12 protein-coding genes are annotated in these 17,077 nt (G+C 35.8%); 2 read left to right on the forward strand and 10 right to left on the reverse strand.

Features of this window, described 5'->3' with window-relative positions:
* Positions 1 to 101: 101 nt before the first annotated feature.
* The 3 genes from addA to CD29_RS01420 form a co-directional block, all read right to left on the reverse strand.
* On the reverse strand, positions 102 to 3,830 hold the full coding sequence (addA, locus tag CD29_RS01410; RefSeq protein ID WP_036182025.1) for a helicase-exonuclease AddAB subunit AddA: 3,729 nt from the start codon (positions 3,828 to 3,830) through the stop codon (positions 102 to 104).
* A complete protein-coding gene (gene addB, locus CD29_RS01415) occupies positions 3,811 to 7,335 on the reverse strand; it encodes a helicase-exonuclease AddAB subunit AddB (RefSeq protein WP_036182027.1) in 3,525 nt (1,174 codons plus the stop codon). Before addB ends, addA begins: the two co-directional genes overlap by 20 nt.
* Before the next feature lie 146 nt (positions 7,336 to 7,481).
* Positions 7,482 to 8,105: a TVP38/TMEM64 family protein gene (locus tag CD29_RS01420; protein ID WP_036182028.1), complete on the reverse strand. Its 624-nt coding sequence runs from the start codon at positions 8,103 to 8,105 to the stop codon at positions 7,482 to 7,484.
* A 214-nt stretch (positions 8,106 to 8,319) separates the two neighbouring features.
* On the opposite strand from CD29_RS01420, the gene CD29_RS01425 reads away from it, so the two are divergent.
* Positions 8,320 to 9,021, forward strand: a complete 702-nt coding sequence (locus CD29_RS01425; RefSeq protein WP_036182151.1) for an AzlC family ABC transporter permease — start codon at positions 8,320 to 8,322, stop codon at positions 9,019 to 9,021.
* Positions 9,018 to 9,341, forward strand: coding sequence for an AzlD domain-containing protein (locus CD29_RS01430; RefSeq protein ID WP_036182029.1), 324 nt, complete (start codon positions 9,018 to 9,020; stop codon positions 9,339 to 9,341). Before CD29_RS01425 ends, CD29_RS01430 begins: the two co-directional genes overlap by 4 nt.
* Positions 9,342 to 9,414: 73 nt before the next feature.
* Here the strand turns inward: CD29_RS01430 and CD29_RS01435 are convergent, their stop codons facing one another.
* From CD29_RS01435 to ftsE, 7 genes are all read right to left on the reverse strand, one after another.
* Positions 9,415 to 9,669 carry a CsbA family protein gene (locus CD29_RS01435; RefSeq protein ID WP_036182030.1) on the reverse strand — a complete coding sequence of 85 codons (255 nt, stop codon included), beginning with the start codon at positions 9,667 to 9,669 and terminating at the stop codon, positions 9,415 to 9,417.
* A 40-nt stretch (positions 9,670 to 9,709) separates the two neighbouring features.
* A complete protein-coding gene (locus CD29_RS01440) occupies positions 9,710 to 10,876 on the reverse strand; it encodes a PDZ domain-containing protein (protein ID WP_036182031.1) in 1,167 nt (388 codons plus the stop codon).
* A gap of 910 nt (positions 10,877 to 11,786) precedes the next feature.
* The gene (locus tag CD29_RS01445) at positions 11,787 to 13,229 is read right to left on the reverse strand and encodes a S41 family peptidase (RefSeq protein WP_036182033.1); all 1,443 of its coding nucleotides are present in this window, start codon (positions 13,227 to 13,229) and stop codon (positions 11,787 to 11,789) included.
* Between the two features lie 96 nt (positions 13,230 to 13,325).
* Positions 13,326 to 13,928 (reverse strand): redoxin domain-containing protein, encoded by a 603-nt coding sequence (locus tag CD29_RS01450; RefSeq protein ID WP_036182035.1) that lies wholly within the window; start codon positions 13,926 to 13,928, stop codon positions 13,326 to 13,328.
* A 197-nt stretch (positions 13,929 to 14,125) separates the two neighbouring features.
* The gene (locus tag CD29_RS01455; protein WP_052123938.1) at positions 14,126 to 15,364 is read right to left on the reverse strand and encodes a murein hydrolase activator EnvC family protein; all 1,239 of its coding nucleotides are present in this window, start codon (positions 15,362 to 15,364) and stop codon (positions 14,126 to 14,128) included.
* An 18-nt stretch (positions 15,365 to 15,382) separates the two neighbouring features.
* Positions 15,383 to 16,279: a permease-like cell division protein FtsX gene (ftsX, locus tag CD29_RS01460; protein WP_036182037.1), complete on the reverse strand. Its 897-nt coding sequence runs from the start codon at positions 16,277 to 16,279 to the stop codon at positions 15,383 to 15,385.
* Positions 16,269 to 16,955, reverse strand: coding sequence for a cell division ATP-binding protein FtsE (gene ftsE, locus CD29_RS01465; protein ID WP_036182039.1), 687 nt, complete (start codon positions 16,953 to 16,955; stop codon positions 16,269 to 16,271). The genes ftsX and ftsE overlap by 11 nt, the downstream gene beginning before the upstream one ends.
* Between the last annotated feature and the right edge of the window lie 122 nt (positions 16,956 to 17,077).

The following is a 17,077-nucleotide window of genomic DNA, read 5'->3' on the forward strand; positions in this document are numbered from 1 at the left end:
TTTCTAACAATCATATTTTGACGATACCGACTTATAATGACCGTCGAATTGGTTTGGGAGAGGATGTTTATTATAGAAACCTCCCATCCTCTCATCCTAATTTACAGTTGTATATCCTTTACTGCGTTGTACAAATAAACAACTTTTTCATCAACATCAAATCCTAAAACAGCTTTTACAGCTTCACTATAAATTCTGAGTTGAACACCATAACGTTCAGTCATTTCTTTCGTAAGTAGAGGTTCCTCTGCAAAACGTGGTAAAATTTTATCTGTTTTATAGTCCAGTAAGATCCATCTGTCATTTTCATCCAAGAATAAACAGTCGATAATCCCTTGTATAATCTGTCGGTCTCCATCTACATCCGTTCTACTTAATGTAAATGGTAATTCTCGATAGATTTTTTTAGCATGGATAAAACGTTTCCCGATAGCTGACTCAAAAAACTGCATAACCTTTTCACAATCAACTTCTTTCATTTCTTCTTCTGTTAACAGTTGTCGATTGACTAGATTTTGCAAGTACTCATTGATCTTTTCAATTGAGTCAAACCCTTCCTTAGGGGCATGTTGCATAACTGTATGAACAGCAGTACCTATTTCTGTACTAGTCAATCCTTCTTGATGGAGGAACACAGGTCTCTTTGCGACAGATTTAAATGTTCGGTGCTCCAAGAATTCCATTTCATCTTGTTCTTCTAAACGTTGCAGATTTTCGATTCGCTTAATTTCTGTAACACTTGTTTTAGATTTTTTTGTGATTGACTGTTGGAACGGATAGTTTGCAGTAAATCTTTTATTGATTTCTTCATACAAGGTTTCATCTACTTCATGTAAAACTTGTCCTTCCTTTTCGTCTTCAACATTCCAATTGTTACTATTTGAGAATGTTTCATTTGAAATAGCTGATATTTTCCATAAAGATGGATGTTGCACTGGCGAAAAAGAATGGTCATAGTATGATGAGAAGCATTCATGTCTTGCAATAGCTGGACCGATCCAATCTAGGTAAGTTTTTGCTCGTGCTCTTACATACTCTGGAAGCATTGCGCTTGATGAATGACCTGCTTCACACCATTTTGCGAAAGTTTTCTCATAATCCTTAACTGATCCAACTAAAATTAGGCGTTCTTTTGCACGGGTCATAGCGACATATAAAATACGCATTTCTTCCGCTTTCATCTCTAAAATCTTCTTTTCCTTCATCGCTAAAAAAGGTAGAGATGTATACATAATCCTGTTTTCTGGATCTATAGCTTTTACAGCAAAACCATATTTTTGGTCGAACAAATAGGAGTTAGAGAAGTCTTTTTGATTGAATTCTCGTCCAAGTCCTGCAACAAATACAACAGGAAACTCTAGTCCTTTCGATGAGTGGATCGTGACTAATCGAACAACGTCATCTTTCTCACCAATTGATTTTGCTACACCTAAATCATCTCCCCTAGACTTCATTCGATTGATAAAGCGTAAAAATCGGAACAATCCTCGGAATGATGTTTTTTCATACATTAACGCACGATCATGCAATGTTCTTAAATTGGCCTGGCGCTGTTTGCCATTTGCCATAGCCCCTGCCATTTCATAATAGTTGGTGTCACTATAAATCTTCCATATTAAATCTGCTAGTGACCCTCTTCTTGCCATATCTCTCCATACTTCAAGGTTCTGTAGGAACACATGGAGTTTCTCTGCAGTCGTGTATGAAATGCCCGAGCGTTCTTCTTTGACAAACGTCTTCATAGCCTCATAGAAAGGCACATTTTTCTTCGCTAAACGAATAAGTGCTAGTTCATTTTCCTTTAATCCAACAAATGGTGAGCGTAAGACAGAAGCCAAAGGTATATCTTGATATGGATTATCTACAACAGATAGAACATTTAACATAACCATGACTTCTAACGCCTCAAAATAACCTTTTGAGGATTCAGCATAAAGTGGGATTCCAGCAGCTTTAAATTCTTCGACCAAATCGCTAGACCAATTCATTGATCGCATTAGAATAACGATATCACTATACCGCAGTGGACGAACTCTTTTTTCCGGATCTTTTTCTTTGGCATTATAAACAGTTGCTCCACTTGCCATTAATTCTTTAATTCGTTTAATAATAAATCTTGCTTCTTGTTGAGATTTTGCAATTTCTTCTTCACTAATTGTATCAACTGCTTTAAATTCATCTTCTAGTTCTTCAGATTCCCCATTATCTTGATACTCATATAAAACTGCTAATTCAACAGGGGTTTCCACTTCATCATAAGGCGCACTTGGTTTTAAGCCTGCTTTTTCGTCATAAACAATTTCACCAACTGATTGTCCCATAATTTGTTCAAATACAAAATTTGTTGCATGTAAAACTTCTTTTCGACTTCGGAAGTTAGCATTCAAATCTATTTTCAAACCAGATGAAACAGAAACAGGTTTTTCTTCAAAGGTTAAATATTTGTTTAAAAATAACATAGGCTCCGCTAGACGGAATCGATAAATTGATTGTTTAACATCTCCAACCATAAACAGATTTCCATCGGCTTCTTTACCAGACTTCACTAAATTCAAAATTGTTTCTTGAAGCATATTTGTATCTTGATATTCATCTACAAGAACTTCCTTAAACTTTGCTTGAAAATCATTTGCCACATCAGATGGTTGTAATTTTCCACTTTGATTAACAGATAAAATTTCAAGAGCGTAGTGTTCTAAGTCTGAGAAATCTAAAAGTCCGCGCTCTAATTTAGCATCTTTAAATTTCTTACCGTAGTTTTCTGTCAGTTCAACTAATGTTTCAATCATAGGTGCCATCAAACGAATTTCTTCTATTAATCTTAAAGGTGTTCTAGTGAAAAAATCGTCTTTAATTTTAGAAACTACTTTTTTCGCTTGGTCCCGTTTATCCTTGGCCAATTTCTTTAACTCAGGATCACTATCTTGTTTTTTTCGGGATAACGTCGCCCACTTTAACGAATGAAAGTATTCATACAATTCTTCCCATGTACTGTTCTCTAATCGTCTGAAAGCTTCCTGCAATAACACAAAGTCTAACTCAGCAGTTTCACCATATGGAGCAGGTCCATCTGGCAATAAAGCAAGTTCGCGTACTTCTTCTATATAAGAATAGGCTTCTTGGAGGCTGAATTTTATAGCACTTTTCACATGACTTATATAAGGTAAATCATCTATTTTGACATCATCTTCTAACTTGTACTGCTTTGATAATGAATGTAACCATTCATTAGGCTTTGGATGTACAAGTGAAGTTTGATATAGCTTATCAATTAATGTTTCGATTTCTTGATCATCTCGATCAGATGTAAAACTATCTACTAAACGATAGATAGCATTTACTTTATCTTCATCCTTGTTGTCATAGGCTTCTTCAAGAACTTCTGCTAAAACATCATCTTTTATTAATGAAGATTCTCCTTCATTAGCAATTCGGAACCCCGGATCGATATTAAGTAAATAAGCATATTGACGGACAATAGCTAAACAGAATGAATGTAGCGTTGAGATTTGTGCTTTATTCACCAAACTAAGCTGTCTTCTTAAATGCTGATTACTTGGGTCTTTGGCAATTTCTTTTTCTAATGCTTCTGCCATACGATGTCGCATTTCTGCTGCAGATGCATTCGTAAAAGTCACGACAAGCAATTCGTCAACATCAATCGGATTTTCTTTGTCTATTACTTTTTCAATCATTCGATTGATTAGGACTGCAGTTTTACCGGAACCAGCCGCGGCTGAGACAAGCGTATCTTGACCGGAAGCCCAAATTGCCTTCCATTGTTCATCTGTCCATGTTACATCTGGACCTTTAGTTGGAATCTCGCGCATCGTTATTCAACTCCTCACTAATTTTGGTCACCACAACATCTGATTTTTCAGTTTGTAATTTATGATATTTTTGCATATTATCAGAAACGTCAAATTGACAGACTGATTTAAATGAGCAAAAATCGCAAGCCGTTTTAGATTTTAATTTATAAGGGCGGATTGAAGTTTCCCCACTTAAAATTCCATTCCCAGCTTCTTGATGTTTCTTTCGAACAAATTGTTGTAAATTTTGCATATCTAATGGCTGAACAACACGAGAATTTCTTTGGTAAACAGATCCATCATTTTTAAATTGAACAGGAACAATAATCGACTTTCCTGATACTTCTAATTCTTCATCCATTAAAACAAGAGCAGTTGGATCTTCTGAGAGCAATCCTTTCATTCGATATTGTCTTAATCGTTCAATTTCAAGTTTACCTTCGTCCAATTCTTCTTCCAATTTTAGTAGAGGATTGTGAACATGCACATACAAAACTCCTGCTGGTTGTGCAATGCCTTCTATCCAATGGCTAGCATTATCTACAGCAACATTTAAATACGTTAATAATTGTAGAGATAAGCCGTGATAAACTTCATTTAAATCTAAGTCTCTGCTGGAAGATTTATAGTCGACCACTCGTAGATAGGATTTTTCGTTAATTTCCGCACTATCAATTCGGTCAATTCGTCCGCGCAATCGCATTTTTCTTCCACCGTCTAAGTCAATTTCAAGAGGAGGTAACATCTCTTTCCCAGGTCCAAATGATGCTTCAATCGCAATTGGTTTAAAGCCTGAAGATTTCGCTTGATGAGACAAAGCAATCATCGTTTTTTCTACAATGCGCATTAACTTATGTTGGATATATCGATAGCGGGCACTACTTAATAATATTTGGTGTGAGAAAACAGGTACTATGTGTTCGACAGCTTGTCTTGCTAGAAGAGTACACTGTTCACGGGATAGTTTATTCCAATGAATCTTATGTTTGTTCGTCTCCATGGAGATCCATTTTAACGCCTCATGGAATAAATCCCCCATCGCAAAGGTTTCTAACTTATATTCAACACGTTCTTCTAACCCTAAACCGTAAGTAGAAAAATGAGCAAATGGACAGCTATAGAACTTTTCAATACGAGAAACACTTGAATTCAAATCTGTTCCATACAATTCATCTGTAATGTCTTGGGTAAGATTTTCCGCTTCGTTTTTCTTTTCTAACGGTCGCATGACAGCTTCCAGCATGATTTTCCACTTAGCATCTTGCTCATAAAATCTTTTTAAAGCTACCCACTCTGGTGATAATTCATGTGTGTACTGGGCTTGTCTCAGTTGCATCATTAAATACGCAACAGATGTCCGTGGGTGTCTAATATAAGAAAGAACATTATCCTGTTCTAATTCTTCAATAGGGTCAATTAAAATTCGTTGATGAGGCAATGTTTTTTGTCCATCGACCTCAAATAATTTGTGTAATCGATTAACATATAAAGATGGTAATAATGATTTACTCTCCTCGTCGGAGCTTGCAAAGGTCACATATAGCCGATCAGTAGGTGATGAAAACGCACGATAAATTAGAAATGCTTCTTGTAATAGTCGGTGCTTCGATGTAGGTGACAGCTCTGTATCAACAGCAGCAAACCATCCACGTTCTGTATCGGTAATTAAACCTTCATAGTCCATACGCATCGGATATACACCATCATTGACACCGATGACAAATACAACTTTCATATTATCATAGCGAGAATATTCTACTGTCCCGACTTTTACTTCATCAACTGCAGGCGGGATATTTGAAAACTCTAACGTATCGTAGCCCTCGTCTAAGATTTTCGCAGCTTCTTCAACGGTCATTTTTTGATCGCCAAACATGATGACAAACTGATCTAGAACGTTTACCCATTTGTTCCAAGCTTGATCATGTTCACTTGCTTCATTTAACTGATGTTGACCAAGTTCTGAATCCTTTAACGCTTGAAGTTTCTCATAAATTTGTAACTCTTCGATAAATTGATAAAGGCAAATTGCAATCTCACGACCTGTTTCAGCATTTGCTAGTTTGTTCTGCAATTGTTCAAGTGGTCCACGGATCATATCCCTTATCTCGTCAATAATTTTTTGGATTGATAATTCTTCATCCGTTTGACGATTTGTTAAGAACTCTAATCCCCTATATTTTTTGTACAACCATCTTGATTTCTCAAACCATCTATACCCATAAATCCCTTGTGCAATTACAAAGTTTTCGAAGCGGTCAGCTTTTTCCCGCATTTCATTTACATCACTTTTCAATGGGAAAAACAAATCCGTCTTTACACTTCTAAAGACTGGCTCATACTGCCATTTTGAAGTTACTACTTCAAGAATTGAACGACTAAATTCAATTAAAGGGTGGTGTAACATCGTTTTCTTTTCGTTTGTAAATACTGGAATATCGTATTGAGAAAATGTCGTTAATATCAGTGGGTCATAAACATCTGCTTGACGATACATAATCCCAATATCTTTATAACGTACATTTTCCTCCTTCACTAATCGACATATTTCCCGGGCAATCGCGTGAACCTCTGCACGTCTATTTGCGCCTTCAAATATACGAACAAATCCTTGTGCTTTTCTTGAGTTCCAAATCGGCTCATGAAAATTCGCTTCTATATGTTTTAAATCAAGATTGTTATATCGATAGCTTCCAAAAAAATGTTCCCGCGGTTCAATATCGACTTGTAGATTTTTTGCTTCTTCCATTAATTTATCGTACATTACAGCACCACGGAAAAATAACGCTTGGTCATCATCTTTGTCGTGCTCATCTTCGAGTGGAAGCACTACCGTGACACGTTCAGCAAATAATAATAACTGTTTAATAATTTCAAACTCACGAACCGTAAATTGAGTAAATCCATCAATATAAATATGTGCCTCTTTAACTTTTTGCGAGTTTTTCAATTGCTCTAACAAAACTGGATAATAGGCTTCTCCGTCTACATAAGTATCCCCAAGCTCCTGCTCTAACTCTTGTAAAATAATTTGCAAATCTTTTGTTTTTGAAAGCAATGTATGTGGGGCTTGTTTTTCTTCGAGTTGTGCGATAATTTCATTTAAAGTATTACTTTGGATATTAAATTGACTGAATTCTTTTATTAACTGTACTACTTCATTTGTAAATCCTCGCTTATCCGCAGCTTGACGAAATAGTGAGAATTTATCTTTATTTTCCATTAATAATCTTCGTATTAACATTTGGTAACCAATTTTGTCTATTCTATCTCTAGCGATACCACCTGTTTCCTGCAATATGTACCATGCAAGACGTTTAAATGTCATTACTTGGGCACGCATAATACCACTGATTTCATATTTGTTCGTTAAGTCATATTCTGTTGAGAAGGACATTTGGTCTGGAACAATGATATAAATCGGTGCACCAAGTGGATCTTTCTTTAGCTCTTTTACAATCTCCTTATGAATGGTACTTGTTTTCCCTGCACCCGCTCGTCCACTAATGACTCTTAAAGACATTTCCTCTCCCCCTTTTTAGGTCTTTTCTATATGATTAAGTTTTAATAATATTATTTTACTATATTTATAACTTGCTGTTATGAATACAAAAAAGCGATTTACATAACACTTTATTGTAAACCGCATGATGTATAGAAACAAATATATTACTTCGCCTTTTTCTGGTAGGATGCTTCTTTTAAATCTTTTTCAACTCTCTTATTTAATCGTTTCTCCACGGTTTTACTTATTATCCATAGAAGGAATATACCAATCGCAACGAATAGAAGCTTTATTGGATTTGTAAAGTAGGAAGCAATATCATATCCGAGCACACTAATACTTAAAACCATGACAAACTTCCCTGCTAAAATAACAAAAAGATAATATTTTTTTTTTATGTGAGAAAGTCCAGCGACAATATTCACAAGGACAGATGGTGTAAATGGAAAGCATAATAAAATAAATAAGGGACTTAGGCCTCTCATATCGACAAATTTTATGAGCTTTTGGACATTTTCTCTTTCAATAAATCGCTTTAGCTTAGGATGTCTTCCGAATTTTCTAACAATTAAAAAGACAACATACGAGCCAAGCACAGTTCCAACCCACGATAGGAAAAAACCTAACCATAAACCATAAGAACTAACATTTGCTACAACGATGACGACAAGGGGCAAAAAGGGTAATAATGCTTCCAAGAAAGGAAGCAAAATTCCAATTAGCGGTCCGAGTGTACGATAACTTGAAGCCAATGATTGGATATTTTCTTCTGTAAACCATTCACTCAATTGGTACCACCTCAACTCACAATGATGTTTTAAATCTAAATCTGATGATTGGATAACTTTATATCTATGTACGACATAACATTAACGTGATAAAATTACAATTGGTTCCATAGACATTCTTTGGCACTATTTATTATAATATAAAACCAAATATTTTGAACATTATACTCCCTATTTTTGAAAGGAGATATTTCAATTGGTATCACAAACTGAAATGAAAACAGTGACTACAGATTCATTTTCTCAAGGAATACGAGATTGTATACCAACATTACTCGGATACATAAGTATTGGACTAGCTTTTGGAGTTATAGGAATCACATCTAACTTATCAATATTAGAAATTTTCTTATTGTCTGTTTTTGTTTATGCAGGCTCAGCTCAGTTTATTTTTTGTGGATTGTATGTTGCAGGTGCACCTGTATCCATCATTATTATTACAACATTCATCGTAAATCTTCGACACTTCTTAATGTCATTGACAGTTGCGCCTCATTTAACTAGATACTCGTCACTTCGCAATATTGGTTTCGGTTCATTATTAACAGATGAAACATTTGGTGTAGCTGTGACAAAGCTAATGAAAGAAAATCACCTTGGTGGCAGGTGGATGGATGGGTTAAATTTAACTGCTTATTTATCATGGATTGCTGCTTGTACATTAGGTGGAATTGTTGGTAAATGGATTCCTGATGCAGAAAGTTGGGGGTTAGATTTTGCCCTGGTTGCGATGTTCGTTGCTTTACTTGTACTTAACTTGGTGGATGTAGGAAAATCTAAACTAATGCATTATTTAAAGTTGATCGGTTGCGTCGCGGTTTGTATGTATATCCTTTCTTATTTTTTACCTGGCCACTTAGCCGTTTTGTTTTCAACAATTATTGTTGCAACAATTGGGGTGGTGACTGAGAAATGACAACTAATCTAGCTATGTTTCTAATTATTTTAGGGTGTGCTGTGGTTACTTGGTTACCAAGGGTCATCCCATTTATGCTTGTTCGAAGCGTTCAATTGCCAGATGTTGTACTTAGATGGTTAACATACATACCGGTTTGTATATTAAGTGCGCTAGTTATAGAATCCCTTCTTAATGCTGAGGGGAAATTTGTTACCTTTGAGTGGCTAAATTTAATGGCATTTATCCCAACGGTTTTTGTTGCGATTTTCACTAAGAGTTTATCTCAAACCGTGATTGCTGGTGTGTTGACGATGGCGGTTTTAAGAAATCTATTTTAAGCTAGTAGTTATATAGAGGGACAAACTGTACATAAAAATGCGATGGATTATAGAATCCATCGCATTTTCGTTGTTATTCATCATCACGATTACTATTCTTAACACGTTTTATCATTCTCGTAGCGTACCAAAAACCAATTGTTAATGATAATGCATCAACAACAAAAACAATTGCTGGAGTAGAATATCCGGCATAAACAGATGCTGCAATAAGGGCAATCGATAAAATTAGTGCTACGATGTGATTATAGGTTAATCGTGTAAAAAGAACGACTAATAATCCAGGTAAAAATAGTGCAAGTATTATTTTATCTACGACTGACTCCATAATAAGACTCCTCTTGTACCCCTTGCTTTGATTCCCGGAACTATTCAGCTACTATAAGACCAATTTGATGATGATCTTTACTATAAACAACTTGTTGCGTTAACCTTAACTCATCTTTATGATCAAGTACTTCTAATTTACAATGGGCTGCATTTATTTGTAATGCTTCATAAAGCTCTTGTTTCGTTTGAACATCTACACCGTTTACTTTACGAATCACTTCCCCAGCTTTCAATCCCATTTTTTCTGCTGGAGATACTGGTAGAATTGCTGCAATCATTACCCCATTAGATTTTTGTGATACGGCATACACATCTTTTCTTTCCTTTAATGTGTAATTAAACGAAATCATTAATCGTAAAACTGCCCCGCCAAATAAAACAATCAGACCGATAATTGGCATGAAATATGCAAATAAACCGCCAATCACAACAATTTGACCTAATATTAGAACTGTTCGACCTAATTTAGGATATAAATAGACTGGTAATGTCTTTCTTGCCATTTGTTGATATCCAATTACTATAGGGAAAAGAATGATTGAAAACTCGTTAGACCCTAAAGTGAATTGTGGCCAGTACGGTAAAAAGGACTGTATGGCATCACCAGGGACGATGAAAAAGATCGGTAACACCCAAAACTTTTTACTGAAAAAGGACACTGCTTTTAAGCCTCGTTTTGTTTGTTCAAATCGAGGAGATGCGTATTGGGCACCCTTCTTCCGTATAAGTAACCCTTCAGCAATAAGTAATAGACCTACTATTACCGTAATCGTTAAAGCGAACCCATCATTTATTGCTAATCCATTGAATTCTATTCCTAATACGTTAAATGACCAATTTTGCCATCCTATGATAAGAAGGGCTAAGACGCTTATGGCAACGTAAATGATCGGTGAAAGTAAATGGAAGAAGAAGGTTAGTAGCGATAATATACTAACTATCGTTACGATGTATAGTAGTTCTACTGGTAATGTTAATCCAATAAGTAGGCTGAGTACTGAAATACATAATGAGAATAATAGACTTTCACTTACAAGTCCTTTTACCTCAGCCCAACCAGATAATATTCGAATATGAAAATGTCTTCGCTCATTTTTCACACGTCTATATCCTACATAAACAGCCATTAATAATGTTAAATATAGAATTGGGTTAACAAAAACGCGACCAACCGCTCTTAAAAATTCGTACAATATATCTATCATCTATTAAACACCCACCGTTCGCTACTCACTATTATTGTCATTGTATCATTCTAATAGATTAGTTGCGTAGTGAAAAAGGGATTATTTGATAAATTATTAGAAAAAGTTTTTTCTTATGGTAGATTACGTTACGGGGGGTGCAATAATCATGAAACGGCATTCATCTGAGTTATGAAGGACATTTCGGGTGTGTTTCGGGTTTCGTTTACACTTTCTAAACGAGTGGTTACTTTTTCCATCAGATTTTCATGCCCAAAAGGTCTTCATCATCCTTATGATAACCTTTTCTAACCGATTTCCCGGCCCAAAAGGTCTTCATCTCCCTTATGATGACCTTTTCCAACCGGTTCCCTGGCGCAAAAGGTCTTCATCACCCTCATGATGACCTTTTTCAACCGATTCCTTAGCCCAAAAGGTCTTCATCTCCCTTATGATGACCTTTTCCAACCGATTTCCTGGCGCAAATGGTCTTCATCACCCTCATGATGACCTTTTCCAAAAGATTTCCCGGCGCAAAAGGTCTTCATTAGCCTTATGATGACCTTTTCTTGCGGATTTTCTGGTGCAAATGGTCTTCATTACTCTTATGAAGACCTTTTCCTGCGGATCTTCTGGCGCAAATGGTCTTCATTACCCTTATGATGACCTTTTCTTACGGATTTTCTGGTGCAAATGGTCTTTTCATTACCCTTATGAAGACCTTTTCTTGCGGATTTTCTGGTGCAAATGGTCTTCATCACCCTTTTGATGACCTTTTCCTACGGATTTTCTGGCGCAAATGGTCTTCATCACCCTTATGATGACTCTTTCCAACCGATTCCCTGGCGCAAACGTCCGTCATAGCCCACTTAAACAGTAAAACCATCAGCAGAGACTCTCCTTTCTCTCCACTGATGGTTATTTCTTTTAATCAAATATTCCCCTGTATCGTATGAATCATTACGCTTATACCCATCTGTAATTGCAAATCGTGTTGTTGCTCTTGTTTGTAAGCAACTACTTTCTCGCTAATGCTATTAAATAATTCGTCGTTCATTTGACGGCCTTCCGCTAAGTTGCTTCTTTCACGATATAATGCCACTGCATCTGCTGTTTCTTTATCATAAAAACCGTCAGTTCTCGTCACAGTATATCCAAGTCCGTTTAATACTTTTTGGACATACGCTACTTCTTCACTAAAGTCTCCTTCTTCAAAGTTACCTTTGAGAGGGATTACTTCTAGTAAAAATAATGGATGTTGCTCTACTTCAATATCTACTTTAATGCCTGTTCCATGGATCCAATCACGTTTTGGCGTTAACCATTTATTCGTCGAAAGCTTTAATTCGCCTCCATTTTGTAAATCCATTGTTTCTTGAACAGTCCCTTTACCAAAGCTTTGAACGCCTACAATCGTCGCGCGATCCCAGCTTTGCAGTGCGCCTGACATTACTTCACTTGCCGAAGCACTTCCTTCGTTTTGAAGAACGATGATTGGAATGTCATTCATTTTATTTATATATTCTTGTTCTACTTCTATTTTAGATGTATGCAGTGGTTCCATCGCACCTGCACCATTTTGCATATAAGCAAATACTTCTCCCTCTTTTTCAACACTACTTACAACAGCTGCAACGCTATGTAGATAGCCTCCTGGGTTATCACGTAAGTCTACTAACAAGCCATCAACATCTTGGGATAATAATTCATTTGTTGCTTCAACCCATTCATTTGCTGTTTTTTCGCCAAAAAGTGATATTGAAATGTAGCCAATTTTAGCATTTTCCACTTCAATTACTTGCGATTCAACAGTATCGTTCTTTATTTCCATTCTTTCTAATGTTACTGTAATATGCCTGTCTGTGCTTGGACGATAAATGACGAGTGTTACCTCTTGACCAGCTTCACCTTGAATAAGGTTTAACAACTCTCCCATAGTTTTTCCATCTAGTCTTTGATCATCAACTTGTACAATTTCGTCGAATGGTCGAATACCTGCTTTTTCTGCAGGAGAGGACTTCACCGGTGATACAACGATAAAACGCCCATTCTTTTCGGTTACTTCAATCCCTATTCCAACTCTTTGACCAGCAAGCGACTGCTTATGAAGTGCAGCTTCTTTCTCCGTATAGTATGTACTATATGGATCTTCTAGCGCATTTGTCATTCCTCGAAGTGCCCCTTCGATTAGCTTTTCTTGGGTAATGCTATAAACCGATTTCTCTGAAATCAATGAATATACCTCATCAATTACAGCTACATTACTAACACTTGTTTCTACCTTACTTTTACTATTCAAACTCTGCCAAACTATAAATAATGCAATCATTAAACAAACAGTACCTAATAAAATAAAAATTCGACCTTTTTGCAAAGATTAACCTCCTCTCCTTCAATTTATGAAAGAAGGTGGTCACCTAACACTTGCATAGGTCGAATTTCTTTTTCTTATTACAATCGTCATATTTTGTTAATCAATTTGTCTTACATATTCATGGATTGAATCTACGTTTAATGGACCTATAATTTGACGTTGAATTCTGCCTTCCGTATCAATCATAAATGTTGAAGGTATAGTAATTATTTGATAAGTTTTACTAATCGAATCTTCCTTCATTAACGGAATTGGAAACGTAAGATCGTAGCTTTCAGCAAATAGTTTAACATTCTCAACAACATCTGTTGTAGAAATAGTTCTCTCTGTATGGGTCAAGTTTACTGCTACAATTTCAACATTTTCTTCATTTGCAAATTTTTCATAGTAATGTTGTAAATCTGGCATTTCTTTTTTGCATGGAGGACACCAAGTTGCCCAAAAATTGAGTAATACCTTTTTCCCCTTTAAATCAGATAATGTAATAGGTTCACCTGATAGTGTTTCCAGTGTGAAATCTGGTGCATACTGTCCCTTTTTTAGGCCATACTCTGCTTTACTTAAATCTACTTCGTAACCTTTTACAAGGGATTTTTCATTGACCGTTTCACTTGCTTCTATCTGATTTTTTATATATCCTCCTAGCATAATAGCCACAAGTCCAAGTATGACGATTACACCAATAATGGATTTTTTCACAATAATCCTCCTTACATAAAGAAACCATTATATCAAATATAACTCGTATGTTTTCGTATAGTATTTTCCAATAGAATAACACATATTTCCTTAACTTAGTCAGAATAGACAATGACAATTTTCCAAATTATTATGGTATTCATAAAAAAAAGTGACTCAATCGGTCAATTAACCTAATGAGTCACTTTACTATTTTTTTATAAAGAGATATAACGTAATGGGTTTACGTTCCCTGCCTTTTGGCCATTCCAAGGACCAGTATGGATTTCAAAGTGTAGGTGAGGACCTGTAGAGCGTCCAGTACTACCCATTAATCCAATTTGTTGACCCTTACCTACAGATTGTCCAGGACTTACTTGAATTGAACTTAAGTGAGCATAAACAGTTGTAAAGATCTGTCCGTTAACTGAGTGAGTAATAATTATACAATTACCATAAGTTGATAACGGCGCAGCATAAGTGACGATACCACCTGCTGAAGATACAATTGGTGTACCTGTGCTATTGGCAAGGTCAATTCCATAGTGGAATTCTGCACCAAAGCCTAGATTACGCCATCCCCAAGGACTTGTTAATCTACCGTTTGCAGGCTTTGTAAATGTACCATCAGAAGTACTCGGTAAATTCCCAGCATTTTGCTTTCTTATTTCTTCTAGTATTCTTTGTTGCTCTGCTTTAATTTTCTGGTCTAATTCTTTATCTAAAATTAGAGCTTCTGAATATTCTTCTTCAAGTAATTGCTTTTCATTCTTTAATTTTTCTTGCTCAGCTTCTAATTGGCTAATATAACGATCTTTTTCAGCTTTTTGACTACTTAATGATTCTTTAAGTCTTTGAAGCTCTGCTTGTTTTTCTTCAAGTTCTTTTTTCGTATTCTCTAATACTAGTTTTTGTTCTTCTAATTGTTTTTGATCGTCTTGTTGTTCGCGCATGATTTGGCGATCTGCTTCGATTAATGTATTCACCGCAGAAAAACGGTCAATAAAATCTACGAAACTATTAGCACCAAGTAAAACGTCTAAATAATCGACCGTCCCATTTTCTTGAATGGCACGGGCACGATCTTGTAAAAGTAGATCTCGCTGATCAATTTTCTCTTGTAGAATTGCTATTTCTTCTATTAATGCATTGATATTATTTGTCGCTTCTTCAATTTCAGCATTTACTGTAGTAATTTCTTTGTTTGTAGATGTAATTTTTGCACTCAATGTTTCTATTTGAGCTACTAATTCATCGAGTTTTCCTTCGATTGTGTTAATCTCTGAGGATTTTTCTTTAATTTCTGAGTTTAATTCACTTTTTTGTTTCTCGATTTCACTTTTTTGCCCTTTTAGCTCAGACAAACTAGTTGCATATGTAATCGGAACTTGTACGATCAGTAGTATAGCTACAATCGCAGCGAATAAACTTATACGCTTTTTAATTTGTTTCTTCACTCACAAGACTCCCTTCAACTAAGCTTTTAAAAACTTACGAACTGACATGAAACTTCCCCATAAACCAATGAAGATTCCTAGAATAATCATTAATCCATTCACTTGCCAAATTAACGGTGATACTTCAAGTAGTTGTAGTAATTGTCCTTTTAGTCTTGGTGCTAACGCATCGTATATATTGTGGTAGGCAACAGACACTGCAATCATAGGAATAATTGATCCTAAAATTCCAATCCATATTCCTTCAAGTAAAAATGGAATCCGAACAAAGGAATTTGTAGCACCTACAAGTTTCATAATCTCAATTTCATCTTTTCTAGCGATAATTGTAATTCGAATCGTGTTGGAAATTAAAAATATTACTGTAAATAGCAGACCTAAAATTAATACTAAACCTATATTTCTAGCAGTTTCTAAGAAACCAAATAGATTTTCGACAGTATCTTTTCCATCTACAACGCTATGTACGTTTTCAAGTTTTCTAATCTTTTCTGAGATTGTTAGTATTTCTAATGGGTCTTCCGCTTTAACATAAATGGCACTACGTAGCGGGTTACTTTGTTCATAAAGCTTGAATTCTTCACCAAGTTTTTCAATGAGCAGGTTTAATTCTTCATCTTTAGAAGAATATCTTGCCTCAGCTACACCTGAAATACTCTTTACCTGTTGGATTAGCTTGTCCTCAGCAGCTTTTAATTGTTGCTCGTCTTCAATAATATTAATAAGGACTTTAACTTCCACGTCTTCTTCTACAGAACTAGCAGTATTGTTTAAGTTCAACATAATGATGGCAAATACCCCAACCAGTAATAGCGTAACAGTTACTGCACTAATTGACGCAAAAGACATCCAACCATTTCTACTGAGTGATTTTAGACTCTCACGGAAATGTCGACGAATTGTTCTAGCCTTCATAACCGTAATCACCCCCGTCTATATCCCTAGCAATCATGCCGCCTTCAATTGCTATAACACGTTTACGAATTGTATTTACAATTTCTCTATTGTGAGTTGCCATGACAACTGTAGTTCCACGTGTATTAATTTCTTCGAAAATTTTCATAATTTCCCAAGAGTTTTCAGGATCAAGGTTACCAGTTGGCTCGTCCGCGATAACAATTTTCGGAACATTAACAATGGAGCGAGCAATTGAAATTCTTTGTTGTTCGCCACCGGATAATTCACTAGGTAACATACGCATTTTATGTTTTAACCCTACTAAATCAAGTACTTCCATCACTCGTTTTTTAATCACTTTTGGGTGTTCCTCAATTACTTCCAATGCAAATGCCACGTTTTCAAATACACTTAGTTTAGGTAATAATTTAAAATCCTGAAAGACTACCCCTAATTCCCTTCTTAGTTGAGGAATTTGGTTTCTTTTCATTTTAGTTATATTTTTTCCATTTATAATAACATCACCAGATGTTGGTTTTTCTTCACTGTACATCATTTTTATAAAAGTGGATTTCCCCGCACCGCTTGGTCCAACCACGTATACAAATTCGCCTTGTCGAATATCAACTGAAATACCGTTCGCAGCTACAACGCCATTCGGATATTTTTTGTAGACATCTTTCATCGAAATCATGTATTCACCTAAATTCTATCTTTTTTTCCCGTTGTGAGCGTCCTATGTTCCCTACTACCAAATTCAAAAAAGTACGCAGAAGTTGGGTTGGAGTCACCGGATGCTAACACACTGTTCGGTTC

Origin of the sequence: Ureibacillus manganicus DSM 26584, assembly GCF_000772945.1 — a bacterium.
GTDB classification, from domain to species: Bacteria; Bacillota; Bacilli; order Bacillales_A; family Planococcaceae; genus Ureibacillus; species Ureibacillus manganicus.